This window comes from Paraburkholderia pallida (assembly GCF_004524855.1).
GTDB lineage: Bacteria > Pseudomonadota > Gammaproteobacteria > Burkholderiales > Burkholderiaceae > Paraburkholderia > Paraburkholderia oxyphila.
The window spans coordinates 984,484-1,008,845 of sequence record NZ_CP038151.1 but is presented as its reverse complement, the minus strand read 5'-3'; the positions used below and the strand labels follow the sequence as shown (position 1 = coordinate 1,008,845).

20 protein-coding genes and 1 pseudogene are annotated in these 24,362 nt (G+C 61.6%); 9 read left to right on the top strand and 12 right to left on the bottom strand.

Features of this window, described 5'->3' with window-relative positions; genetic code table 11:
* Positions 1–338 precede the first annotated feature (338 nt).
* Positions 339–785, top strand: coding sequence for a GNAT family N-acetyltransferase (locus E1956_RS39280; protein ID WP_134758701.1), 447 nt, complete (start codon positions 339–341; stop codon positions 783–785).
* A 155-nt stretch (positions 786–940) separates the two neighbouring features.
* A pseudogene (locus E1956_RS39275) lies at positions 941–1,128 on the top strand (LysR family transcriptional regulator); the annotation flags it as partial.
* Between the two features lie 76 nt (positions 1,129–1,204).
* Here the strand turns inward: E1956_RS39275 and E1956_RS39270 are convergent.
* From E1956_RS39270 to E1956_RS39255, 4 genes are all read right to left on the bottom strand, one after another.
* Complete coding sequence (locus E1956_RS39270; RefSeq protein ID WP_134758700.1) at positions 1,205–2,824, bottom strand: efflux transporter outer membrane subunit; 1,620 nt, start codon at positions 2,822–2,824, stop codon at positions 1,205–1,207.
* Positions 2,821–3,897, bottom strand: a complete 1,077-nt coding sequence (locus tag E1956_RS39265) for an HlyD family secretion protein (RefSeq protein WP_134758699.1) — start codon at positions 3,895–3,897, stop codon at positions 2,821–2,823. Before E1956_RS39265 ends, E1956_RS39270 begins: the two co-directional genes overlap by 4 nt.
* A gap of 12 nt (positions 3,898–3,909) precedes the next feature.
* A complete protein-coding gene (locus E1956_RS39260; RefSeq protein WP_134758698.1) occupies positions 3,910–5,535 on the bottom strand; it encodes an MFS transporter in 1,626 nt (541 codons plus the stop codon).
* Positions 5,536–5,616: 81 nt separating this feature from the next.
* Entirely contained in the window at positions 5,617–6,291 is a 675-nt protein-coding gene (locus tag E1956_RS39255; RefSeq protein ID WP_134759675.1) for an antibiotic biosynthesis monooxygenase family protein, read from the bottom strand.
* Positions 6,292–6,511: 220 nt separating this feature from the next.
* Between E1956_RS39255 and E1956_RS39250 the strand changes: the two genes are divergently transcribed.
* On the top strand, positions 6,512–7,444 hold the full coding sequence (locus E1956_RS39250; RefSeq protein ID WP_134758697.1) for a LysR family transcriptional regulator: 933 nt from the start codon (positions 6,512–6,514) through the stop codon (positions 7,442–7,444).
* Here E1956_RS39250 and mug read toward each other — a convergent pair.
* Positions 7,405–7,950, bottom strand: a complete 546-nt coding sequence (mug, locus tag E1956_RS39245) for a G/U mismatch-specific DNA glycosylase (RefSeq protein ID WP_134758696.1) — start codon at positions 7,948–7,950, stop codon at positions 7,405–7,407. The two genes, E1956_RS39250 and mug, sit on opposite strands and share 40 nt — an antisense overlap.
* Complete coding sequence (locus tag E1956_RS39240) at positions 7,947–8,927, bottom strand: GlxA family transcriptional regulator (RefSeq protein ID WP_134758695.1); 981 nt, start codon at positions 8,925–8,927, stop codon at positions 7,947–7,949. The genes mug and E1956_RS39240 overlap by 4 nt, the downstream gene beginning before the upstream one ends.
* Positions 8,928–9,437: 510 nt before the next feature.
* On the opposite strand from E1956_RS39240, the gene E1956_RS39235 reads away from it, so the two are divergent.
* Positions 9,438–10,031 (top strand): AraC family transcriptional regulator, encoded by a 594-nt coding sequence (locus tag E1956_RS39235; protein ID WP_134758694.1) that lies wholly within the window; start codon positions 9,438–9,440, stop codon positions 10,029–10,031.
* A gap of 189 nt (positions 10,032–10,220) precedes the next feature.
* Positions 10,221–10,520, top strand: a complete 300-nt coding sequence (locus E1956_RS39230) for an ArsR/SmtB family transcription factor (RefSeq protein WP_134759673.1) — start codon at positions 10,221–10,223, stop codon at positions 10,518–10,520.
* Positions 10,521–10,529: 9 nt separating this feature from the next.
* On the opposite strand, the gene E1956_RS39225 is transcribed toward E1956_RS39230, so the two are convergent.
* Positions 10,530–10,757, bottom strand: a complete 228-nt coding sequence (locus E1956_RS39225; protein WP_134758693.1) for a hypothetical protein — start codon at positions 10,755–10,757, stop codon at positions 10,530–10,532.
* A gap of 135 nt (positions 10,758–10,892) precedes the next feature.
* Between E1956_RS39225 and E1956_RS39220 the strand changes: the two genes are divergently transcribed.
* On the top strand, positions 10,893–12,317 hold the full coding sequence (locus tag E1956_RS39220) for a phospholipase D-like domain-containing protein (RefSeq protein WP_232072218.1): 1,425 nt from the start codon (positions 10,893–10,895) through the stop codon (positions 12,315–12,317).
* Between the two features lie 377 nt (positions 12,318–12,694).
* On the opposite strand, the gene E1956_RS39215 is transcribed toward E1956_RS39220, so the two are convergent.
* Positions 12,695–13,057, bottom strand: a complete 363-nt coding sequence (locus tag E1956_RS39215; protein WP_134758691.1) for a BON domain-containing protein — start codon at positions 13,055–13,057, stop codon at positions 12,695–12,697.
* A gap of 438 nt (positions 13,058–13,495) precedes the next feature.
* Here E1956_RS39215 and E1956_RS39210 point away from each other — a divergent pair, with 438 nt between their 5' ends.
* Positions 13,496–14,275, top strand: a complete 780-nt coding sequence (locus tag E1956_RS39210) for an alpha/beta hydrolase family protein (protein ID WP_134758690.1) — start codon at positions 13,496–13,498, stop codon at positions 14,273–14,275.
* 293 nt (positions 14,276–14,568) lie between these two features.
* On the opposite strand, the gene E1956_RS39205 is transcribed toward E1956_RS39210, so the two are convergent.
* Positions 14,569–15,201, bottom strand: a complete 633-nt coding sequence (locus E1956_RS39205) for a malonic semialdehyde reductase (protein WP_134758689.1) — start codon at positions 15,199–15,201, stop codon at positions 14,569–14,571.
* A gap of 509 nt (positions 15,202–15,710) precedes the next feature.
* On the opposite strand from E1956_RS39205, the gene E1956_RS39200 reads away from it, so the two are divergent.
* Both E1956_RS39200 and E1956_RS39195 read left to right on the top strand, forming a co-directional pair.
* Positions 15,711–18,533, top strand: a complete 2,823-nt coding sequence (locus tag E1956_RS39200; protein ID WP_134758688.1) for a CHAT domain-containing protein — start codon at positions 15,711–15,713, stop codon at positions 18,531–18,533.
* A 906-nt stretch (positions 18,534–19,439) separates the two neighbouring features.
* The gene (locus E1956_RS39195) at positions 19,440–20,180 is read left to right on the top strand and encodes a dienelactone hydrolase family protein (RefSeq protein ID WP_232072216.1); all 741 of its coding nucleotides are present in this window, start codon (positions 19,440–19,442) and stop codon (positions 20,178–20,180) included.
* Positions 20,181–20,629: 449 nt separating this feature from the next.
* Here E1956_RS39195 and E1956_RS39190 read toward each other — a convergent pair whose 3' ends face one another.
* From E1956_RS39190 to ilvD, 3 genes are all read right to left on the bottom strand, one after another.
* Complete coding sequence (locus E1956_RS39190; protein ID WP_134758687.1) at positions 20,630–21,862, bottom strand: type II toxin-antitoxin system HipA family toxin; 1,233 nt, start codon at positions 21,860–21,862, stop codon at positions 20,630–20,632.
* Positions 21,862–22,290, bottom strand: coding sequence for a helix-turn-helix domain-containing protein (locus E1956_RS39185; protein ID WP_232072213.1), 429 nt, complete (start codon positions 22,288–22,290; stop codon positions 21,862–21,864). The genes E1956_RS39190 and E1956_RS39185 overlap by 1 nt, the downstream gene beginning before the upstream one ends.
* 205 nt (positions 22,291–22,495) lie before the next feature.
* The gene (ilvD, locus tag E1956_RS39180; protein WP_134758686.1) at positions 22,496–24,355 is read right to left on the bottom strand and encodes a dihydroxy-acid dehydratase; all 1,860 of its coding nucleotides are present in this window, start codon (positions 24,353–24,355) and stop codon (positions 22,496–22,498) included.
* Positions 24,356–24,362: the final 7 nt, after the last annotated feature.

Genomic DNA, 24,362 nt, shown 5'->3' with positions numbered 1-24,362 from the left:
CTGTCCCATGGGCCCAGTTCGCCTGCTCGCCAGCGGCGAACGCATGCAATCGGCATGTTTCGACCCTGAACTGTCCTTCGGCCCCCGCATGAGGAACGACCGTTTCCAAATGCGAAAAGACCGTATAAGGAGCGAGAGGGACGAGCGTATGAAAGGCGGTAAAGCTTACGGGCCGCCGACGCATGAGTTAGCGGGTGCGGGCAGAGTGCACCATTGCATCGCGCTTTAGATATGGCTCCAGAATTGCGGTGAGCGGTGGCTCTTCCGGAGGAGTAGAGCGCTTTGTATATTCTGCTGGTTCCGAATTTATCGGTCACCCAATCTTCGACGGGTTACACATGGAAATCAGAAGATACGAGCAACGCGACCTTGTACCGGTGGCACAGCTTTTTAACGACTATCGGGAATTTTATGACCAGCGACCCGATCAGGCGCTTGCGATTCGTTTCATTGCCGAGCGCCAGCAAGCGGACGACTCGGTGATTCTAGTCGCCGATTCTGGCGGCGGACAACTAGTTGGATTCTGCCAGTTATACCCGTCCTTCTGCTCCGTGGCTGCAGCGCCGATCTATGTTTTATACGACCTCTTCGTCGCACCAGATGCCCGGCGCTCAGGAGTCGCGAGAAGTTTATTGAAAACCGCGGCAGCCCGCGCGAAGACTGATGGAAGAGTCCGTATGGATTTAACCACAGCGAAGACGAATGTGAAGGCGCAGGCATTATATGAATCGCTTGGATGGTCGCGAGACGAGATTTTTTATACCTACAACCTGAATCTCGACTGATCGCTTGGGGAAGGGGGGCTATGCCTGGGCGGAATAGGCACAGCAGACTTCGGTCGCCGAAATCGATCCGCCCGAAAACCGTCATCGCCGCCCGGCTCGCAGGTTGACGCAATGTCCATCGACATGGAAGGCCCGACGACCGCCAGGTGCGCTCGATTCTTCGGCATCCGCGCCATTTCATTGCTGTAGCGGAGGAAGACAGCCTGTTGACGGCGGGCGACTGCACACTTCACAGCCGTCGTTGAGCCGGCAGATTCGCGATCTGGAATCCGAAGTCGGTGTGAAGTTGCTGGAGCGCCAGGCACGGGGCGTGGTGCTCACCGCTGCCGGGAAAATTTCCTTGCCTGCGAAATTTACGTCAGTTCGGCGAGGACGTCCCCGGTATTGAAATCCGTGATTGAGGAATACGCATCGAAAACTCAGTCTGCCTTTGCTGTGGTCGACGTGTCGTGTTCTGGCTGAACTCGCTGAGACGCGGCAGTGCCCCCATCGACTTGAGGCGTCTGGTCTGCGTAAGTCGATTCCCAGCCGCCGCCGAGCGCCTTGCAGAGCGTGATCAGATTCGCGGCAGCGCTCGCCTGGCTTTGCTCGAGGTTGCTTTCGCCTTCGAGCAGTTGCTTCTGCACGTTCAGCACGTCGAGATAGTCCAGGGCCCCACTCTTGTAGCGCTGCTGCGCCACGGCGAGCGCGCGCTGATTCAGCCCCACCACCTCCTTCAGCTTGATGCTGCGCAGTTGCTCGGCATCGTAGGCGACCAGCGCATCGTCAACCTCGCGCCAAGCCTCGAGCACGGTCCGCTTGTAGACGATCGCGGCCTCCTGTTGTTGTGCTTCGCGTAACTGCAGTGTGCCCTTGAGACGCCCGCCTTCGAAGATCGGCATCGTGATGGAGGGACCGAAAACAAACTGCCCCGACGCCCAGCTAGCGAGGCTGGAGAGCTGGAGGCTCTGGAAACCCGCACTGCCATTGAGCGAGATGCGCGGATAAAAGTCGGCTTTTGCCACACCGATCGACGCCGTGGCCGCATGCAATTGCGCTTCCGCTCGCCGGATATCGGGTCGGCGTTGCACAAGCTCCGACGGAAAGCCGATGGGCACCTGTCGAGGCAGATCGGGCACGTCATGCGGCTCGGAGAGCATTGGCTTAAGGGCGCCCGGCTCTTCGCCGAGCAAGACACCCATCGCGTTGATCGTGGTTTCGCATTGCGATTCGAGCGTCGGAATCAGACTTTCGATCGACGCCGCCTGTGCGGAAGCGTTGGCCACGTCCAGATCTGTCGTCACGCCGTCACGCTCGCGGATTTGCGTGAGCTTCGTGGTATCACGGGCAATCTCAAGGTTTTGTTTCGCGATGTTCAGCAGCGATTGTGTGTCGCGCAACTCGATATAGTCTCGCGCGAGTTCGGCGCGCGCAGACAACAACACGGCGTTTCGGTCTTCGTAAGAAGCATCCGATAAGGCGGACGCCGCTTCGACACCGCGTCGAGCGCCGCCCCAGATATCGAGTTCCCAGGAGGAATCGAAGCCCATTTGATAGAGGTTGTAAGCCGGCGACCCCTTGGAGCCCGGTATCGGCGCCACGCCAAGCGGCGTTGTCCCCGAAGCGGATTGCGATTGGGGCCCGAGCGAGGGGACCCCGAGCAGCGACAGAATGCCGTTCGGGCTGCCGCGCTCGCGGTCGTAGGACGCAGCAGCGTCCAGCGTGGGCAATTCCGCCGCCCCCGCAATGCGCTGTCCAGCACGGCTTTGCCGCAGGCGCGCCGACGCTGCGGCCACATCGAGGTTCGCATCGGCCAGTTGCTTTTCAAGCGCGTTCAACGTGGGATCGTCGAACAGTGTCCACCATTCGGGATTGAAGCCGGCTTCGACGGCCTTGCTGGGTGCTTGCGCCGCTTCGGTTCGTTCAAAGACTTGCGGTGGCGTGGACGTCGTGGGAGGGACGAAATTCGGTCCGACGGTACAGCCGGCGATCACAAGGCATGCCAGGATCTCCAGGGCCAACGCCCCGATGGCGCGCAATGATAAGTCGTGCATCCTCATTTTTGCTCTCCCGCTTCGGCCCGCGCATCGCCATGTCGACCGGTGGCCACTTCGGTTTCGACAGAAAGCCCCACGCTCAACCCAGACACGGCCTCTTGACCTTTGTCGATGTCGATCTTGATCGGTACGCGCTGGACGATCTTTGTGAAGTTGCCCGTGGCGTTGTCGGGTGCGATAGGCGCAAAGCTCACCCCGGTTGCAGGCGCGAGACTGTCGATCCGGCCGTGAATCACCACGCCAGGAAGGCTGTCCACCTTGATGCGCACGCTTTCGCCAGGCCGCATCCTGGTGATCTGGTTTTCCTGGAAGTTGGCGACGACATAGGCCTCAGAAAGCGGCACGACCGCAAGCACCGGCGCGCCGGGCGTCACGTATGCGCCAACGCGTGCGGAACGCCGCCCAACCTTGCCGTCGATGGGCGCGCGAATCTCCGTATAGGACAGGTTGAGCTGCGCCTGCTCGAGCGCCGCTTGTGCGCGTGCGAGCGCGCCGACCGCCCTGTCGCGCTGGGTATTCAATACGGCGAGGTTCTGCTCGGTCGACGCCAGCGCGGCCTGGTCGTGGGCCTGCTGCGCGAGCTGCTCGTCGAGCGCGCTCGAGGCGTGCTGTTGCTCCTGAGCCGTTCCTGCGCCGGCTTGCGAGAGATCCTGGTAGCGCGCGGCGTTGTCGCGCGCAAACGCGATCGCCGCGGCATCGGATTTGAGCGTCGCGCGCGCCTGATCGACGAGCGAGGGCTGCCGCGCGATTTCGGCGTCGTAGTTCGCGACGGACGCCCTGGCTGCAGCAACATCCGCCTGAGCACTCATCAATGAGGCCTTGTAGTCGCGGTCGTCGATGCGCACCAGCAATTGCCCGGCCTTGACCGCCTGGTTGTCGTCGACCAAAACCTCGGAGACCTGGCCGGGGATGCGCGGCGCCACGAGGGTGAAATCCGCTTCGACATAGGCATCGTTGGTGGATTCGGTATTCGAGCCGCTTGACAGGCTTGAATAAGCCCATGCACCGATACCGACTGCGACGGCTATCGCGGCCGCTGGAATGATTTTGAGGGGAGATCGAGCTGCGGTTGACATGATTGCGTTCCCTTAATGCGAAGAGGGGGGCGTCGTGCTCCACGGCGGGTAAATGCGCACGGGTAACACTGGCACGAGGAGGAGGAGGGCGATCGCGACTCCCGCCATCACGAGGTAGAGATCCGCCGATGTCAGTACCACTGCTTGCTCGTGGATCCGGTGGGCGAGTTCGCCGGGGCCATGAGCCGCGTCGATGCTTTGGCTCGTTACGAGCGCGTGATTGCCTAGCTGGTCCACGAGCATGTTCGAATGGAGACGTTCGCGACCGGTACCCAACCCTTCTATGAGACCCGTCGCTACGGCCGCGGAGAACGTCTTGAGCGAGTTGAACATCGCTGAAGCAAAGGGACCTTCTGTCGGCGGCAAGCCCGTCGTCACCCCCATCAGGATCGCGAGGATCAGCATCGGTTGCGCGACGACCTGTATCGATTGAAGCCAGTAGAAGTTGTCGCGGATCCACTCGGACGTGATGAAGCTCCCCATCACGCACGTGGTGATCATGAGGCTCAATCCAATGGCCATGACCCACCGGTGGTCAACGCGCCGCAGATTCAGGAGTGCCGCCGTCAAGGGAAGGGCGATCAAGAGTGGCATCGCAACCAGCAGCGACAAGGGCGCAGTTTGCAGCGGCCGGTAGGTGTGAACGCTGGCGAGAAATTGGCCGGGTATCGCGGCCACGCCAACCAGCAAGATCACCGCGCCCGCGAGTGTCGTGAGTCCATGCGTAAAGTTTCTGCGCGCAAGCAACTGCAGCTTGAAGAAGGGATGCGGGTGAAACCACTCGTTGACGAGGAACGTCACCAACATCAGCCCGCCACCGATAAACATCAGGCGAATGAACGGGGAATCGAGCCAGTCGAGACGATCGCCTTGCAGTACGCCGATCACGAGCATGGCGACGGCCGGAAAGCCCGTCAAAAATCCGCTCCAGTTGAATGCCGCGAGCCGCTCGAGTTTGAGGGGATCTGCCGGCAGCCCCCACTGAATCGCCACGCAGCTCACGATGCCAAGCGGCACGATTTGCCAAAAGGCCATTTGCCAACCAACGTACTCAGTCCATAACGCGGCGAGCGGTGTGCCGAGCGCCGGCCCGAAGGTCGCCGTGAGCGCGTAGCCGGCGAGCCCGTAGAGCTTCACTTTGGGCGGGAGATAGCGCAGCGCCACGATGATCAACATCGGGGGAAGGCATCCGCCGGCCATTCCCTGCAGCACGCGCAGCCCATCGAGCGCGAAAAGGTTCGGCGCGAAGGGGCAAAGGAACCCGAAGATCATCGTCGCGATCACTGCGCCGATCGTGAATCGCTTGAGCGTGAAGGTGATACCAAACCACGGGGCAAACACCATCGTTGCCACATTGGCCGCTTCGAACAGAGCAGTCAGCCAGGTCCCATCGTCATGACCAATCGAGAACGCGCCCTGAATGTCCGCCATCGCTTGCGCCGTGACTTGCTCGTTGAGGATGGCGAGGAGAGACGCAAGCAGCATCCCGACGAGGCCGACGGCGAGACGCAGCGAAAGGGTGGACTGTGGAGGCGTCGGCTGTGCGGGAGCCTCTGTCCCCGGCACCGGAGCGGGCGCCGGCGCCTGCGCGCCGGTCAACGGTTCCGCTCCAGTGGTAAAAGGGTCGACTGTGGCCATGGAAACCTCGTTGCCATTCTGGTTCGACAGGAAAGCTAACTATTTCATGTCGAACCGCATCAATAATGGAGCGCAGCCAGACTACTGCGTGCGTTGTGCCTCTGCAAAGTATTGCGGTGCTTCCCTGCGATCGAACATTCCGTACTCCCGGATGATGCGGACGTTCCGCCGGCGCAAGCCATCGGCCGTCGCGGCATCGCGTTCGAATGCTTCGGCTGCTGCCTCGTCGCGCCACGTCATAACCGCGATCACGTCCCCCGGAGTCATCAGTGCGTCGAACACATCCCAGGCAACGAGGCCAGGCGCGCCCGTATCGACGCCAAGCGATTTTGCCACCGCCTCCGCGCCAGCTTGCTTGACCCAGTCCGGCGAGAATGTCCCTTCACGCAGGGTCACTGCCGTACCACGACCCGTCTCGGTGACATCCAGGCGCTGTTCAATCAGGACCTGCCCCGCAGGCAGTTGGTTGTCGCTGACGACCTGGCCAATGCGCAGGCGATAGTCGGAAAACACCCGGTCGCGCGCGGCTTGCATGATCTTGTGGTGGGCTGCCTGACTACGCCAGCGCACGAGTGCCTTCTCGTCGCGCCAGCTCGACAGCGACAGCAGCCACCCCTCACGCGTGAGACTTGCATAACGATTGTTGTCGATAAACCCATCGATCTTCTCGAGTTCGGGGCGCAGCACCTTGGCCATGCCGAGATACGCGTTGAACTGTTCGGGCTTCGGATTGACTTCAAGCATTGCGGCAAACATATCCACCTCTTTCAGTGAGTTAGTGAGACGACGTGCAGTGATTGTCGGGGAAAGCCCCCATTCGTTGGGGCCCAAGCTAGCTGCTATTGGGCCAATGAACTTGCGATTTTTGCCAACCGGGCAAATGACCTTCCGATAACCATCACGGCCTGAAAGAGTCCTTTGCGAACTGATCGAATAGAATCACGCGAGTGGTCGCGGTGATCAGAGGGGAGGCGGAATGGACAAATTGCGTGAGATGGAGATTTTCGTCGCCATCGTTGACCGAGGCAGCTTTACTGCCGCGTCCGAGAAGCTCGGCATGTCGGCCGGCGGGGTCTCGCGAGCGGTCAATTCGCTGGAATCCCGTCTCGGCACACAACTGCTCGCCCGGACGACTCGAACGGTTCGTCCGACGGATGCAGGCATGGCTTACCTCGAAGCCTGCAGGAAGGTGTTGGACACCATCACGGACGCGGAAGCCAGCATTGCGGCCGATCCACTCAATCCCGTGGGTACGCTGACTGTTTCCGCACCGGTCCTGTTTGGCCAGCGCTATGTGGCGCCTCTGGTCAACGCCTTCGCGTTGCGTTATCCAGATGTCACCATTAACGCGATGTACGCGGATCGAGCCACCCGGCTTCTAGAGGACGGGGTGGATGTGGCGCTCCGTATCGGCCACCTCGGGGACTCCTCGACATACGCCATTCCGTTGGGTTTTGTGCGGCGCGGGACGTACGCGGCGCCCTCCTGCCTGGCCGAGCGTGGGGAACCCGTACACCCCAGGGATCTGATCCATCACCACTGTGTGTCCTTCACCGGCGTCTCGCAACCGCTCGAGTGGGTGTTCAATGAAAACGGTTCGAGGCTGCCTGTCAGAGTGCGGCCGCGCATGGTTGTCGACCTTGCTCCCGCTGCGATTCTCGCCGCTGTCGAAGGTGTGGGCATCACTCAGTTGCTGTCGTACCAGGCGGCGCCCGCGCTGGCCGATGGCACACTGCAACCGGTCTTGACGTCATTCGAGCCCGAGTCGGTGCCGGTGAGCCTGCTGCATGTCGAGCGGCGCAGCACCAGCGGCAAGATTCGCGCTTTCGTGGAATACGTGACCGAGACGCTACGCAAGAACCCGCACCTTCAGGCTGCGGACGCTACCGCAACGCGAACTTCCCGATAGGCAGTCACCAGCGCATCAAGGTCGAACGCCCTGTTCAGTCCGCTGGGATTGGGGACGACCCACGCGCGTGCACCACAAAATGGCTCGGTTTGCAGCCCCCAATCGATATCGCGCGTGCCGGAGATCGCCGCAAGCGCCATCTTTCCGAGGAAGGCGATGTGCCGCGGCGCGTACTGCTCGATCTTTTGCCGAAAAGCATCCCCGGCCAGTTCAATCTCCGATTGCGTGAGCTCGGCGGCCTGTGCTGTCGCTCGCGGGACTACCGTCGTGAGACCGCAGCCATATCGAAGCAGCGTGTGATCGTCTTCGGGCCGAATTTGTTCGGGGGTAAAGCCGGCGAGATGCACGACGCGCCAGAATCGGTTGCCCCGGCCCGCGAAGTGGTGACCTGTCAATGCCGCACGGAGACCAGGATTAATTCCGCAAAATATCAACGACAAGCTTGGTTCAAGCAGATCGGGAAGCGATTGAAGCGAGCCGGCGTCAGTCACGGATGAGCGAGTCATTGGAAAGAGACCTGCATGCCTGCATCGCCGCGGAATCGTTGTCGATATTGTTTCGGCGTGACTTCTAGCCGCCGGGAGAACGTCGTGCGCATATGCGTGGCACTGCTGAAGCCGCATTGCCAGGCAACGGTCTTCAGCGGCGCATCCGAATCTTCGAGCAACTTCCTCGCGCTGTCGACGCGAACCTGCTCGACAAACGCGGACGGTGTCAATTTTGCATACTTCGCAAAGACTCTCGAGAAGGTCCGCCGGCTCACGCCGACTGCATCCGCGAGCTGCTCGATCGAAAGCGCATCGGTGATGTGTTCGGTCACATATCGGTGCACTTTGCCGATAATCGGATCTTCGTCCCTGCCTGTTCCCATATACGGGCTGTACTGAGATTGGCCGCCTTCGCGCTGGATATACACGACAAGACGTTTTGCGACACGCACCGCCAGTTCGTGCCCCCAATCTTCGGCAACCAGCGACAGGCACAGATCGATGCCGGCCGTCACGCCTGCCGACGTAACGAGGCGTCCGTCGCGAACGAAGATCTTGTCGGGCTGCAAACGCGCCTGCGGGAATTCGTGGGCCAGGCGGCCCGCGTCCGCCCAGTGAGTCGTCACTTCCTTGCCGTCGAGCAGTCCGGCATGGGCAAGCACGAATGCCCCATTGCAAACGGAGCCGAACCGTGCCGCGTCTCGTGCCTGATTTTGCAGCCACGTCAGAAAATCGTTTGACGGTTCAACGTCGGGCAATTGCGGCCCGCCTGCGACCAGCAGCAGGTCCCATTGCGTGTCGAGATCCGCATAGCCATACGGCACGGAAAGCCCCATGCCGTTGGAGCAGGTCACGGTGCCGGCCCGGGGACCCACCAGAGTGACTTCATATCTCTGCTGCTCAGTAAGGATTGTGTTGGCTTCCGCAAACACGTCGAGGGGGCCCGCAACATCGAGCGCTTGAACACCATCGAATATAACAACAGCGACTTTCATGCCGTGGCCTTCATGGAGTTAATCGTCCCGTTTCCAATACCGGCGAACCAATTGGCTTTACCCGAGCGAGCGGACCAAGCCTGCAAACGTATAACGACGGTCGGTAACAGAGCTTACCGCGATGGCCCGAAAACAGGGACGCACTAAGCTGAAACTGTCTCTTGAGTGCGAGTAATAAATGAATCGGTCTGGAGAGATGTCGAACGCACATTGGCCCTCCAGATGCAACGCAACGCACGACTTCGCCGCTGCGGCACCGTTGGCCCAAATCTCACGTTGATTGGCCCAGCATGGCGACAACTGCGTGTTGTTCTCCCGTGCAGGCTGAATAGACTGGGTCTCGTGGATGTGGCCGGCAGCAAGCGCGCCGGAGGGCCGGCCCTCAGGGCAATACCTAACCAAGGACAGATTCATCATGTCGAAAGACGTCATACCTCGCACGGCCTCGCCAGACCTGACGCGGCGAGATGCGCAGCGCTCGTGTGCAGTGCATTCGCGGAGTGACGGCGTATGCAAGTAGCGATGATGCTGTACGAAGGATTCCGGTTGCTCGAAGTGACGGGTCCGATGGATGTTTTCCACGAAGCGAATCGTCTGAGCGGCGCAAGGTTGTACGAGCCGCATCTTGTGGGCCCGTCCCCGGGGCCCGTCGTGTGCTCGAATGGCGTCGCGGTGGGCACGACGGAGTCTCTGTTGGATGTGCATACTCCATTCGACATCGTCGTCGTGCCGGGCTCCGCGGCCGTTGGCTCGGGGCCTGAGCAATGCGCACTGGTGGACTGGCTTCGTGATGCCGGAAGCAGGGTGCAAAGGCTTGCGTCGGTCTCCAACGGGGCTTTCTTGATCGCGCGCGCCGGTCTTGCCGACCATCGCGCGTTGACTACGCATTGGTGCGACGCACAACGCCTCGCCACCGAATTCCCGCTCGTACACGTCATCGGCCATCAAAGCTATTTGAAGGACGGCAACTTGTACTCGTCGCGCGGGGTTAGCGACGGTATCCGGGTGGCTTTGGCTCTTGTCCGGGAGGACCTTGGCGAAGCGTTCGCCAGAAGCGTCACAAAGTCATTGTCGAGGCAGCGCTCATGGCCCAAATCCAGCTAATTTTGGCCCATGTGTCGCAGCAACTAGGGGGCGTGCGGTTCCGATCGTTGGCAGAATCGTTGTGTCCTTTCTTGCCATTCCCGCGGCTACGCCGATCGTCTCCAAATGGCGGCGCAGGGCGCGCGTCTTGAACGAGAAAAGGCCGCCGCCTTCTTCCATCGTCTGCTATTGAGGCGTTTATCGAAATCTATGATTGACGAGAATTTGATTCATAAGGCACTCGCAAACCCGTTCCGTCGCGACGTTTTGAGGTGGTTAAAGGCCCCCAAAGAGCACTTTGTGCAAGGTCACATCGATCTTGCTCGGGGGGTGCCGTCGAATGCCATCCTCGCGCGCAGCGGGCTAGCGCAATCGACCGTATCGGCGCACCTCGCGGCATTGGTCGAGGCGCGACTGCTCGATTCGACCCGCGTGGGTCAGTGGATGTTTCTATCGCGAAACGAAGGTGTCATTCGCGCCTTTGCGAGACAGATCAGGTCGCATTTGTAGCCGCGGGTTTTATCGACTGAGAAGTCGGCGCTCCTTCGCATGCATCGCAACCAGCGTGGCGACGCCCGTTTCCGGGTGGCTACTGTGAATGAGTAAAATCGGCCATGAGCGGTCGTTGGAACAGTGCTCATAGATCGGCGACGATCGGACCTTCTGGAAAGCCATTTTTCCAACTGCGCTGATGTCCTGTCCACTGAGTGCTTCAAGTGCGGCCAGATTCGCGTCGCTCTTGTCCACGGTAACTATCTCAGGCTCGCCGTTCTGCTCACCTTCTCGAAGAAGCAGCGAGTTAGATGACCGCGCGAACGCGATAAAGCGTTCGGACCTTCAAGAACGCAGGGCCCGAGACACATCGAACCAGATCGCCACATCATGACCACAAGAAGAAGCCTGGCGCTCATTCCGGCATGCGTGCTTGCCTTTTCTCTGCACGGCCACGCGCAATGCGTCGACCTGGTCGCCAGTCTCGACGACGGTCAGTTGATGCAGTCGCGAATCGCGCTGGTCGACCGTGCCACGCCTGCCGAGCAGATCCGCATTCTCGCCTACATCTTCGAAATCGATCAGACCGGCGGCCTGCTGCTGCGTCATCTGGTCGAGGCCGCGCACCGCGGCGTGCCGGTCAAGCTGCTGATCGACGGCATCGGCCCCGAGCCGCACTTCGCGTTCGAGGACGAGCTCATCGTCGCGCTGCACGAGGTGGCGCCCGGCATCGAACTGCGAATCTTCCATCCACGATCGGATCTCATCGAGATTTCGCATCGCATGCACGACAAGCTGTTCCTGGTTGGCGACACGGCCGTGATCGGCAGTACCTCGATCTGGGATGCGAGCTTCCGCAACTGGCTCAGCGAGCGGGATCTGATGGTGTCGGGTAACGCCGGGCAGGACGCTTCCTCCCTGCACGCCATGTACCAGCACTTCGACTTGTTCTGGAATAGCCCGGAAGTGGTTCGCCCCGAGCCGGAAAAATTCCTCGAAATCGCAAGTCCTTATCGCGTCTCGCGGGGTTACGCGACGTTGGACCCGGCACGCATCCACTATTGGCGCGAATGGCTGCTGGCTCCGCTCGACGGTGCAGCCCAGGCGACGGACCTGGCCGCACCCGATACATCCACTGCCTCCGATACGCCCGATGATCCCGCCGCTGCGCACGCTTCCGGGGCGGATTTTGATCCTGCCTGGATGCCGATCGCCTGCGAGCGCCTGCGCTATGTCCACGACTGGCCCGACAAGCGCTCGCCGGGCACGCTGCAGGACATGCTGCAAGCGTTCGATATGGCGCAGCATGAGATCCTGATCATCAACCCCTACCTGATCCTGGTGCCGGAACTGCGCGAGGCGCTTGAGCGCAAGCAGCGCGAAGGCGTCCACGTGATCCTGGTGAGCGCCTCGCTGGCGAGCATCACGCAGGAATTCCCCGCAGTCGGTCGCGCCTATGCCGACGATCTGCCCGGCCTGGTGAATGCCGGGATCGAGGTGCGCGAGTATTCCGACCGGGACAACCGCATGATGCACGCCAAGCTGGTCCTCATCGACGGCCATCGATATTATCTCGGCAGCTTCAATTTCGATTCGCTGTCGGCCCGCTTGAATACCGAAAACGGCCTGTGGATAGATATTCCTGAGGACGGGCTCGATCCCTTGCAGGACAGCGTGGCGTACTACCTGCGCAACTCAAGTTCGGTGAGCGACGCCAATAGCCGCCTTCTGGCGGATCCCGATGCGCGCTGCCGGGCCGCCGGCTGCGGGGGTGCCTGGCGGTGGGTGACGACGCTGATCAGGAACTTCCTCTGAGCGCGGCGTGCCCAGGCGCTAAACTGCGTGGCGAGTTCGGGTCGCCTTCCGCAAGCTGGCGGCCATTCGAGTCGTTCCGCGAGCAGGGCATTGGCTGCAACAGGAGGCGCCGGATTTCGTCAACGCGGCATTGATTGAGTTTCTCCGCGATCTTTGATGTACACCGGCGCGATCTGACGGTTCAACTACTGTTAGCGGCCATTTCGCCCGCAGAACGGTATGTCGGAGAAGGGTCGGGAGGACTCGTTCATTGACAGCGCGAAGGGCCATTCGCCAACGCCGGTTTGTGAACGGCAGCAAACCAATCTGCAGCCGACGCACCGCCACCTATCGCCGAACGTCGGCTATGGCCGGTCTGTTTTGCTGTCACCAGGCGTTCAGCCGTTGCCGCCGTGAAAGTACGTCAGCTTGTTCGATACGGAATTCACGCCCTGCACAGAGCGCGCAACGTCTTCCGCCTGCCGGAGCTGGTCGCTATTGCGAACCGAGCCGCTCAGCGTCACGGCACCGTCTCGCGCGCGCACGAAAATCCCGGAAACATCCAGGCCTGGCGCTTTAGCCAATGCGCGCCGGACAGCATGGGAGAGCGCGCGGTCCGCCTTCTTCGCGCTGGGAGCGGCCGGCATCGCACCCGCGGAGTTTGACGCGTCCGATGGCGCGTTGGCCGACTGGGCATGGGACGTGCCCGCAAGGATCAATAGAAAAGAGGCACACAAGACACATCGCAGGTTCGATTTCATTACCAGCTCCTATAAGTGCCGCGCCGGTGCAACGTCGCGGTACGGCAAACAAAGCACTGACGCAATGCCTGAGGACTATCCTGACTGCGCGCAGATTGCCAACGCGTACAGTGCAATACGGCCGGCAAGCCGAATTGGTTACACCGGCCGCAATAAATATTGCATCACGATCCGAAAACGTGTTTCGATGCCGTCCAAGCCAGTGGAATATCAATCGCCCTTGTGACGCTGCGCGGCGTGACGCGTCAGAAAGCGATCGAGCTGCCTCGCAAACGAAAGTATCGTCGAGCGCCTGAGAACGCGAAGCCTGGCCCGCGCCCCTGAGCGCAGGCGTGTGCCTGGTGCCTGTCGACACGAATAGCAGGTTTGGGCTGGCCGCCGGAAAAAATTGTAGAGTAGGGGAACAGACCCTAAACATTCGACCCGTGGAGGTCCGCAATGCCTACCGAACGATTCACGTTTCCAGGATCGGATGGACAACAGCTCTCCGGCCGGCTTGAACTGCCTGACGCGGAGCCTCGCGCGTTCGCCCTGTTCGCGCATTGCTTCACCTGTGGGAAGGACATCTTCGCGGCGAGCCGGATCGCCCAGGCGCTGACCGAGCACGGGATCGCCGTGCTGCGGTTCGATTTCACGGGGCTTGGTGCGAGCGAAGGTGAATTCGCAAACACCAACTTTTCCTCGAACTGCCGCGACCTGATCGCAGCGGCCGATCATCTGCGCGCGACGCACCGCGCGCCCGCGCTGCTGATCGGCCACAGCCTGGGCGGTGCTGCCGTGCTCGCCGCGGTGTCGGACATCACCGGCGCCGAGGCAGTCGTCACGATCGGGGCGCCGAGCGATCCCGGGCACGTGACGGGACTCTTCAGGGACTACCTGCCGCAAATCGAGGCCGAAGGCGAGGCGCAAGTCCAGTTGTCGGGACGGCCGTTCCGGATCAAGCGGCAGTTCCTCGAGGACGTCGCCGAACAGCGGCTGACGGAGAAGATCGCCCGCATGAATCTCCCTCTGCTGGTGATGCATGCGCCCGACGACTCGACGGTCGGCATCGTCAACGCGAACCACATCTTCCGGGCCGCACTGCACCCCAAGAGCTTCATCTCGCTGGCCGGAGCGGACCACCTTCTGTCGCGCAAGCTCGACGCCGTCTACGCGGCGAACGTGATTGCGGTGTGGAGCGAGCGCTACCTTGGCGCAAACGGTGTCGAGGGGGCTTAGCGCAGTCATTCGCGTGAGCGCATCCTGGGGCCTGTCATAAGCGTGAACAGGCTCCAGGGCTCCACTTGCACAAGGCGAGGCCGGTATGTGCGGCCGTCTCGAACGGCCGCCCTTAATTTCGACGACGGTCGTTGTTGGCCGGCTTATGCTCCGAGAGTGGCCGTGCCGAGCGACTGCTCATCCCTGCGGCAGACAATATAGATCCGCCGCCGTACATGATCACCGCACGCCAGTGTCTCCGTATCACCGTTTTATCCCCAACCTGGGGAAATGCGGCCCACGAAGCGGGGTGGTTAGAGCAGTTTGCAGGCCTCGTCAAAATCCAGGCGCGGGCTGCGCGGGAACAACCCTGCTGGATCACCATAGCCCAGGTTGCAGAGGAAATTCGACTTGATATGGCTGTCCGGAAAGTACTCCTGCTGGAAGACACCCTCTTGTGCGCCCGCAGGAAAAAATTCGTGGTCAACTTTTGCATGATCGAATCCGGACATCGGCCCACAATCCAGTCCGAGCGAGCGGGCAGCCAGGATGAAATAAGCCCCTTGTAGCGAGCTATTGCGCCGTGCCGTGACCTCGGCCAGTTCCGGTGTGTCGGCGAACCAGGCTCGCGCATCGGCGTGCGGGAAGAGTTTCGGCAGCTTTTCATAGAATTTGCCGTCGTAAGCGATGATGGCAGTCGCCGGTGCGCTCATCGTCTTGTCGATATTGCCTGGTGCCAATGCCGGTAGAAGTCGTTGCTTCGCTTCCTGGCTGCGCAGGAACAGGATACGTGCCGGGCTGCAGTTGGCGCTCGTTGGACACCACTTCATCAACTCGTAGAGTGCGCGCAACGTGTCATCACTGACCGGCTGAGGCAGCCAGCTGTTGTGGGTTCGAGCCTGACGGAACAGGAGATCCATCCCTTCGTCATTCAATCGCTTGTCCATATTTGCCTCCCAACGGAAACGGACGCTGCAAGTCGGCTTCCCGCATCGGCAACCCTGCAATCCTGAGCGTGGTTGCCGTCCGGGCGTTTCGTAAACATCACGCAGCGGGGTAGCGATGATCTGAACGCTGCTCCGTTTGTGCGTTATAGACTGACAACGCGTCGTTCACGGAAAAATTTGCGCGGTCGGGTACGGCCAATCGCATCAGACGGTAGCCGGCCAGTTGCAGCCGCTCGCTCCCCTCACAAGTCCGTCATTCGAATGGCTGCTCCACTTCCCAAACTTGTCGGATGGCCGGTATTGCCACTGTTTCCGATCGGTTTGGTGGTGTGTAGGCGGGACTAGGTAGAACCGAATTAACAGGTTGAGCTGCGTGCGTTACCGCATACGGGCCGCGCATGGCGCCTTGAACTGCAACAACGCCTCTGCTTCAATAACTGGAATCGAAGAAAAAGGGCGACGATCGTCTCTTGTCGCGAAAGCTGATCCAATGCAGGGAACCAGGCATCATGCAGATGCGCGGCCGTTGTCTGCTCAATTTGGTTATGCTCATCCTGGTGGGCCTCTTCGGCATGTCATGCGGGACATCCCCGACGTCTCAATACATCGAGTCCCCCACTTCAGCGAAGCTCGCCGGATCTCTCGCACCGCCTGCTGTGCGGGATCGCGAGCAGGCGGTGCGTCGTCAACTGGGTAATACGACGGACGGCGAAGCGCGCTACGCGTTGCTCGATTCGCTCGCGTCTGACTATTTCAAGGCGGGCATGGTCGCCGATTCGATGCGCGTAGATGAGGAAATCGTCGATGACCGACGCATTCCGTCAGGCCGGCGCTCACTCAAGGCTTCCTCGCTCGCAAACTCGTACGCAAGCGACAACTACAACCGAAGCCAGCACCTGCTCGAACGCGCCCGGGCGCTCGCGCGCGAGACGACGCCGGCCGAACTCGAGACGTTGCCATACGACCCGTCATACGAGTATTTCCCAGCCGAAGCGGTACTCGAAGGCAGTCAGCATGCGCTGTCGAAGCGCCGTGAACAGGCGGACCTTGGTTGGCACGACCTCATCGATCCGACGCTCAGCGAGCGGCGCCACCGGGCAGCGGCGAACATGCTCCTCGAAGAGTCTCCCTGGCTAATCTCCTCGATGGTGCAGGACAATCATCGCACTGAGGCGCTGAGCTACGGCAACGAGATGCGCTGGGACGCCGACAATCGGCCGGATCTGAAGCCGAGTCCCACGCAGAGTGCGTACGTCGATGTGGGGCGGGCGTTCGCGCTGTCGGCGAACGACGATTACGACGGCGCGCTCACGGCAGTCGACGCCGCCATCGACGGCTTTCGGCAAGCGAACGTCGAGCCGTACTCGAGGACGTACGCGGCGGCGCTGCGCCTTCGTCTGACGATCGCGCTCGCGCTGGGGCGCATCGGCGACTACCAGGCGGACGCGGCTGCGCTCGAATCCGCAGCGAGCATCAATCCGGTCGTCGCACATTCCACCAACGCGGACGAACGTGAATCGCTGATTCTCGCTGCCCGCGGGCAATGGGGGGACGCCGAAAGACGCATCGCGGCGTCCTTGGGCGACGGACCACCTCCTCCGCACCCTGGGGCTGATTGGCCGGCTCATTTCCTGCGGCCGTCGCCAAACCCAGAAAGCCCATACTACAAATACCGGGCCGCGCTGCAGATGCTGTACCGTCTGGAAGATCCCACCGGCCAGGTCGGCTCCGCGGAGATCGCCAGCTATGTGACGCCGCTGGTCGGCACGCAGGACCAATGGAACGACTCCAGCACTTACGGCGCGTACGACGAGGACGGCGCGCTTGAGTTGTCGATGAGCCGTGCGATGAGCGAAGGAGATCAGGGAAAGGTCCTCGCGTTCCAGATCGCAGAGCTGTTCCACATGAACGCCACGCAGGGCGCGATGGCCGACGGCGCTGCGCGCCTCGCGGCCTCGACGCCAGAGCTGCGCGCGCTTGTCGAACAGGAACAGGACCTGCGCTTCGAGCGGAACACAGCGCACGCCGCGCCGTGGACGAGTTCGCTAGCCGACAAAAAGCTGGCCAGCCTCCGCAAGCAGATCGCTTCGGAATTTCCGCTGTACCGGCAACTCGTGTCTCCGGACGTGGCGACGTCCGCCGACCTTGGCAAGGCGCTGCGGGAAGGCGAAGTTTACCTGGACTTCTATGCGGGGCGTGACGCGATCTATGCGTTTGTGGTGCATCCAGGCGGCGCGTTTCACGCAATTGGTCTGGCGACGACGCGTGCCGCGATCACGAAGCAGGTGATGGCGTTGCGTTCGAGCCTTGATGCGGGAATACCGCCGCGGCGACCTGGCGATCTCGCCGGCTTCGATCTGGCCGCAGCAGCAGGCCTGTATCAGGCATTGATCGCCCCGGTGCAGGACGACATCAAGGGGGCGAGGACGGTGTACATCGGTACAAGCGGCATCCTCGCGAGCCTCCCCTTCAACGTGCTGCTGGTCCGTCCGGCGTCAAGCCTCGCGGACGCGGACTGGTGGATCAGCATGGCGACGCCGGTGCGCGTACCGAGTGCGTCTGCCCTCGTGATCGCCCGCAGTCATCCGGCAACGCACGCTGGCGAGCCGCTCATCGCGTTCGCTGATCCGAGCTTCGACGGCCGCGAACCGCCCACGACCACCGACGCTCAAGTGGACGGAGTTCCCGCGCGAGCGTTTCCGGTCGATGATCGTGCCGCTTCGTTCGACTACCATCGCGTCGCGCCGCTCCCGGAAACGCTCGATGAGGCGAATTCGATTGCGAAGACGCTCAATGCCTCCGGTCAAAGCGTGCTGTGGGGGACGAGCGCCTCGCGTAGCGAAGTGATGAAAAGGGACCTGTCGAACGATCGCGTGGTCCTGTTCGCGACGCACGGCATCGTGGCGGGCGAAGTGCCGGGCTGGCGCAAGGCGGGACTCGCGTTGGCCTACGAGGGCAGCGGGCTGGCGGATTCGATTCTCACTGCTGACGACATCGTGACGTTGAGGCTGAACGCGGACTGGGTGGTGCTGTCTGCCTGCAACACTGGACTCGTCACGGGTGACGCGGGAGACGCGATGTCGGAACTGTCCCGCGCATTTTTCGCGGCGGGAGCACGTTCAATGCTCCTCACCCAGTGGGCGGTTGAATCGCGCTCGGCGACCCAGGTCACGACCGGGGTATTTCGCACCTATTCCGGAGATTCGTCGCTGTCAAAGGCCGACGCCGTCGGGCGCACCGAGCGTGATATGGCCAGTGGCAAGTACGGCGAACTCTATCGTCACCCGTACTTCTGGGGCGCATATGTCCTTACAGGTGATGCTGCTCGCTGATTGGTTCGAGAGGGGGCGAGGATACGGCATATGGAAGCCATGCGATGGGACGCGCGGAGGTGTAGCTGATGGACAGGTGCGAATCTATGGACTGCCTTGTGGCTGCCCGGCCATAGCCGACCCGAAAGACGGTGCTATACCGGTGTGCGACAAGTTCCGCGATGCCCTGAGTGTCCGCTTCGGCACGAACTTTGGCCGATTGCGAAGCAAAGTGCGACCGGCCGGAGAGGGGCGGGTTATGCCATTTGCATCGTGCACCCGTGCAAGCAGATCGTCGCGGTCGGTCATCGGGCGCTAGCCGGCCAGTTGTTGCCGTTCGCAAAAGATATAAAGCCGCCATTCCAACGGCCGATTCACTCAGTGAACGGACAATTTTCCGGTGGACATGCTCGTCACCTCCCAGGTCCGGGAAGTCGCGCTGCGCGGTCCGCATACACAGCAGATGACGGTCCGCTTTGGCCAGCCTGTCGCGGGCTTCTGCTGTCGAATCCCGTTGGCGGCAACTGGATCGACAGTTGACCGGACACTCAGGCCGGCCACTCGGCAAGAGCAGTTTGGCAGTCAGGAATCCTCTTTCTAGAATACTTGGGCCCGACGCTGCGAACTTTCGCGCGATGTGAGTTGAAGGAGGGCGTGCCATGAAGGCAGCCATTACTGGCTTCGTTGCCCAACTTGCTTTGCTATTTGCGCTCGAAGACCTGTCAAGCGCCGGAATGGCACAAGTGGTCCGGACTGAGGTCATTGCGGTCCCGTCTGTCACGATGACGGATCAGGAATTCCTGACCGGTCGTGAGGACGGGCAACCGGTCACGATCGCAGGCGAACTTCGACTTCCCAAGGCGGCGGGGGGGGGGGCGAGTTCCGCTCGTTGTCCTGCTGCATGGTTCCGGCGGAATTGGCAGTTCGGTGACCGCCTGGGAGCAGGATCTGCTTTCCATGGGCGTTGCCACCTTTGTCCTGGATAGCTTCTCGGGACGCGGCATCATCAACACAATCAACGATCAGGCTCAACTGCCTCGTCTGGCACAAGCCGAGGACGCCTTCCGCGCGCTCGCGATTCTTTCGAAACATCCCAGGATCGACCCGGCAAGGATCATGGTCATGGGATTTTCGCGGGGCGGGCAAAATGCACTGTATGCAAGCCTGAAGCGGTTCCACCGATTGCATGCCTCACCCGGGACTGAGTTCGCGGCCTATGTGGCGTTCTATCCAGACTGCACTTACACGTACCGTGAAGATGACGATCTTGTTGCAAAGCCTGTAAGAATTTTCCAGGGCGGCGCAGACAACTACGACCGGGTTGCCGCATGCCGTGCCTACGTAGAACGGCTAAAGGCAAAAGGTAACGATGCTCAGCTGACCGAGTATCCAGGGGCCAGTCATGCCTTCGACTCGGCGGCGCTCACGCAGCCGGTTCAGTTTCCGAAGGCGCAAACGACCAGAAATTGCAGGACCATCGAGCAGGAAAACGGACTGCTGGTCAACGCGCGGACAGGGGAGCCCTTTACCTACAACGACCCCTGTGTCGAGCACGGGGTGACGACGGCGTACGACGAACAGGCGGCAAGGGCGGCAAAGCAGGCTGTTCACGAGATAGTGGTGACAGTGTTAAAGCCCAGCGTTGCCGCCTCAGCGGCACACCCGTGATGATGGGGAGGGCGCCCCGGCGTTGGATGTGGCGATGGCTGCAGATAAAGGGATGACTGTTGTACGGCTCAAAGCGGTCGCACAGATAGCGCCGGGTTCTACGTCCGTAGTGGGTCGAAAGCGTCAATTCGCTGAGGCAGGAAGCTTCCGTTCGACAGCCACGAACAGCCCGGTGTCCCCAGAGCACGTGTGCTGCTACCGCGCGAGAGCAGATCAGCGCCGCTGACCTTTAACCGGAAAGTCGGCGCATGTGCGAGCGGATGGCCCACGAGCGGGTCATCGCTCTTCACGATGTTGTCAATGATCCCTGCGAATTCGATGTGCGCCGCAGCGAGATTGCTCACTGCGAGTTCGATGCTGTCCGCGTCTCCGTAAGCCAGTCAGACTCGATCAACCGGCTGCAACCGCAGCAAGCGGGCAGGGCCCAGTCAGCATCACCCCAAGCCGTGCTATTTGACCTTGGGCTTCACGACCGGCTGCACGCCGACACGCTCGATAACCCGCCGGATGTTCGCGAGAAGCCCATCCTCCACGAAGCGCGGGTCGTTTTCAAACCGCGCGGCGACGGACTCATAGGCATTGCGCAGCCGGCTCATGATGGACTTGCACTCGTCCGCGCGCAAACCCAGGCGGCTGCCGTACTCCACGAGGACCTGGGGGATGGGAAACACCTTGGACTTGTTGAGCTTGAGCGCCAGCTTGCCGTCGAGTTCCGGATAGATGTCCGTGCACACGACATCGAACACCGGAGCGAGGCGGCGTGGCCCGGTCGGATCCTCGTAGACGATGCCGATGTTCTTCATATGCGCGTCGCCATCGCGTAGCAGACACGACAAGGCCACCCGCTCAAAGAGGCAGACATTCTGTTGATAGTCGGAGCCCGTAAAGATGTCGACGGCCTTCGCGATCATCTCGTAGCTGCCCTCGTACTTGGGCTTGCCGGTAAGCACACCCATGTCCTCAAAGCCCAGCGGAGAGCCGTCCGGGTGCCGGTCAAAACGCGCCATCACAAAGAGCTTGCCGTCGTCGGAAAGCCAGAACTGGGGAACCTCCAGCCCGGCCTCCTTCGCAACGGACATGCAGAAGAATTCGTTGCGCGCGATCCCCGGAAAGTCGCCGCCCTCAGCCTTGACGATGACCGAATTGAGCGGCAGGGCGATATGCTCGTCGGGCGCGCGCTGGCTTGCTTGCGCGATGGGCACCACGGTTTTGGGCTGGACCCCCGAAATACCTGAACCAAGCGCATATTCGTCGACGAGGCGCGCAAAGAGCTTGCCGGATGGGGAGGACAGAAGCTCCTCGAGGTGTTCGCCGTGGTGCTCCGGCACGCTTTCCCCTGGCACGGAATACGTCAGCCGCCCGATCTGGTTACGACCGGCGAGGAAGAGCAGGAACATGTCGCTTGGCGTTCCGAGGCGCGCAAGGCGTTCCTCGATGATGTGACGCAGATAGCCTTCGGGACGGTTCATCGCGAAGACGCCCATCAGGTCGCCTCGAGCGTAGCTTTCCTGGCGCACCGGCATCGTCAGCGATACGGCCGCGGAGTCGGACGCCTCGCCGTAGTTGAAGACGTAGCGGCTCTCCTTGGCCAGCAGGCCGCTCGTACCTTGGGGCGTGTGTACCTCGAGGGTGCGGATTTTGCCAAAGAGCCGCTCGATGTCCAATGTGTTGCCCCCGCTCATCAGTCATCGTCCTTGAAGATGGTGTCGAGCTCGTCGAGCACCACGGTGTCGCGCGGGCGCAAAACCAGCTCGTAGCCGAGCGCGCTAACGAGGCGGCACCACTCGCGGATGCCCACATTCTCGGCGCTTTCGGCATTGGTGATCGTACGGCGCGCGACGCCCGCGCGCTCGGCGAGTGCCTGCTGGGTCAGCTTGCGCTCACGCCGGGTCGCCCGCAGGGTGGCTGCGAGGCGCTCAACGCTGGAGATCGGAGTGCTGGGGGTCTTTTTGCGCATCATATTGCGCATTATAGTAAAAATATTAGATTTTGCGCGTGATGGTGCGCATTGACATGATGGCGTCAAGCTGAGTTGCCCAATCCAGTCGAGATGCGCAATATCATGCGCAAAATACAAATCATTACCGGTTTTGCGCGCAATAGTGCGCATTTATACCGCTCGCACGGCGCAAGACAGGCGGATCAATGGAGTCGCGCCTCAAGGTTTGCGCTGCCTGGATCTATCCGAGCCGACGCAGCCTCGACCGTTGCTTCAGGATCGGAAGCCGTCTCTTTCCCCGCCAACGCCGCAAGAACCAAAAAAAAGCCGCTCCGGAGAGCGGCTTCCTGCTACCCATGCGCAAAGCGCGCCGGTTTTAATCGTCGAGCAGCGAAAGATCGCGCACCGCGCCCTTATCCGCCGACATCACCAGCTTCGCATAAGCCTTGAGCGCAGCCGACACCTTGCGCGGACGCGCCTTCACCGGCTTCCAGCCCTTGGCGTTCTGCTCTTCGCGACGGCGCGCGAGTTCCTCATCGGACACGAGCACGTTGATCGTGCGATTCGGAATGTCGATGCGAATCTTGTCGCCATTGCGCACGAGACCAATCGCGCCGCCCGCCGCCGCCTCGGGCGAGCAGTGGCCGATCGAAAGCCCCGAGGTGCCGCCCGAGAAGCGCCCGTCGGTGAGTAGCGCACAAGCCTTGCCCAGGCCCTTCGACTTGATATAGCTCGTCGGGTAAAGCATTTCCTGCATGCCCGGCCCGCCCTTGGGTCCTTCGTAACGCACGATCACGACGTCGCCGGCCTTGACCTTGTCGGCGAGGATGTTCTCAACCGCCTCGTCCTGCGACTCGGTCACGTGAGCCGTGCCTTCGAACACGAGAATGCTGTCGTCCACGCCCGCGGTCTTCACCACGCAGCCGTCCAGCGCGATATTGCCCGTGAGCACCGCGAGCCCGCCTTCCTGCGAGAACGCATGCTCGTTCGAGCGAATGCAGCCTTCGGCGCGATCGGTGTCGAGGCTCGGCCAGCGCGTGTTCTGGCTGAACGCCACCTGCGTGGGGACGCCCGCCGGACCGGCCATGTAGAACGTCTTCACGGCATCGTCCTGGGTGAGGGTGACATCCCACTGCGCGAGCGCGTCCTTGAGCGTGGGCGCATGCACGGTCGGCACGTCGGTGTGCAGCTTGCCGGCGCGATCGAGCTCGCCGAGGATCGCCATGATGCCGCCCGCGCGATGCACGTCTTCGATGTGGTACTTGTTGGTGTTGGGCGCCACCTTGCACAGCTGCGGCACGACGCGCGAGAGGCGGTCGATGTCGGCCATGGTGAACTCGATGCCCGCTTCCTGCGCAATGGCCAGCAAATGCAGGATGGTGTTGGTCGAGCCGCCCATGGCGATGTCCAGCGTCATGGCGTTCTCGAACGCCTTGAAGCCCACCGAGCGCGGCAGCACGCGCTCGTCTTCGTGCTCGTAGTACTGGCGCGCGAGCTCGACGATACGGTGTCCAGCGCGCTTGAAAAGCTGTTCGCGGTCCGCGTGCGTGGCCACTACCGTGCCGTTGCCGGGCAGCGAGAGGCCCAGCGCCTCGGTCAGGCAGTTCATCGAGTTGGCCGTGAACATGCCCGAGCACGAGCCGCAGGTCGGGCAGGCGGAGCGCTCCACTTCGGCCACTTCGGCGTCGGAGTACTTGCTGTCCGCCGCGATCACCATGGCGTCGATCAGGTCGAGCTTCTTGACCTCGATGGCCTTCGTGACGGGGTTGGCGAGGCGCGTCTTGCCGGCTTCCATCGGGCCGCCGGAGACGAAGATCACGGGGATGTTCAGGCGCATCGCGGCCATCAGCATGCCCGGGGTGATCTTGTCGCAGTTCGAGATGCAGACCATGGCGTCGGCGCAGTGCGCGTTGACCATGTATTCCACCGAATCCGCGATGATGTCGCGGCTCGGCAGCGAATAGAGCATGCCGTCGTGGCCCATGGCGATGCCGTCGTCCACGGCGATGGTGTTGAATTCCTTGGCCACGCCGCCCGCGGCTTCGATTTCGCGCGCAACGAGTTGGCCGAGGTCCTTCAGGTGGACGTGGCCGGGCACGAACTGGGTGAACGAGTTGACCACCGCGATGATCGGCTTGGAAAAGTCTTCGTCTTTCATGCCGGTGGCGCGCCACAGGGAGCGCGCACCTGCCATGTTGCGGCCGGCGGTGGTGGTCTTGGAACGGTATACGGGCATCGTGGTT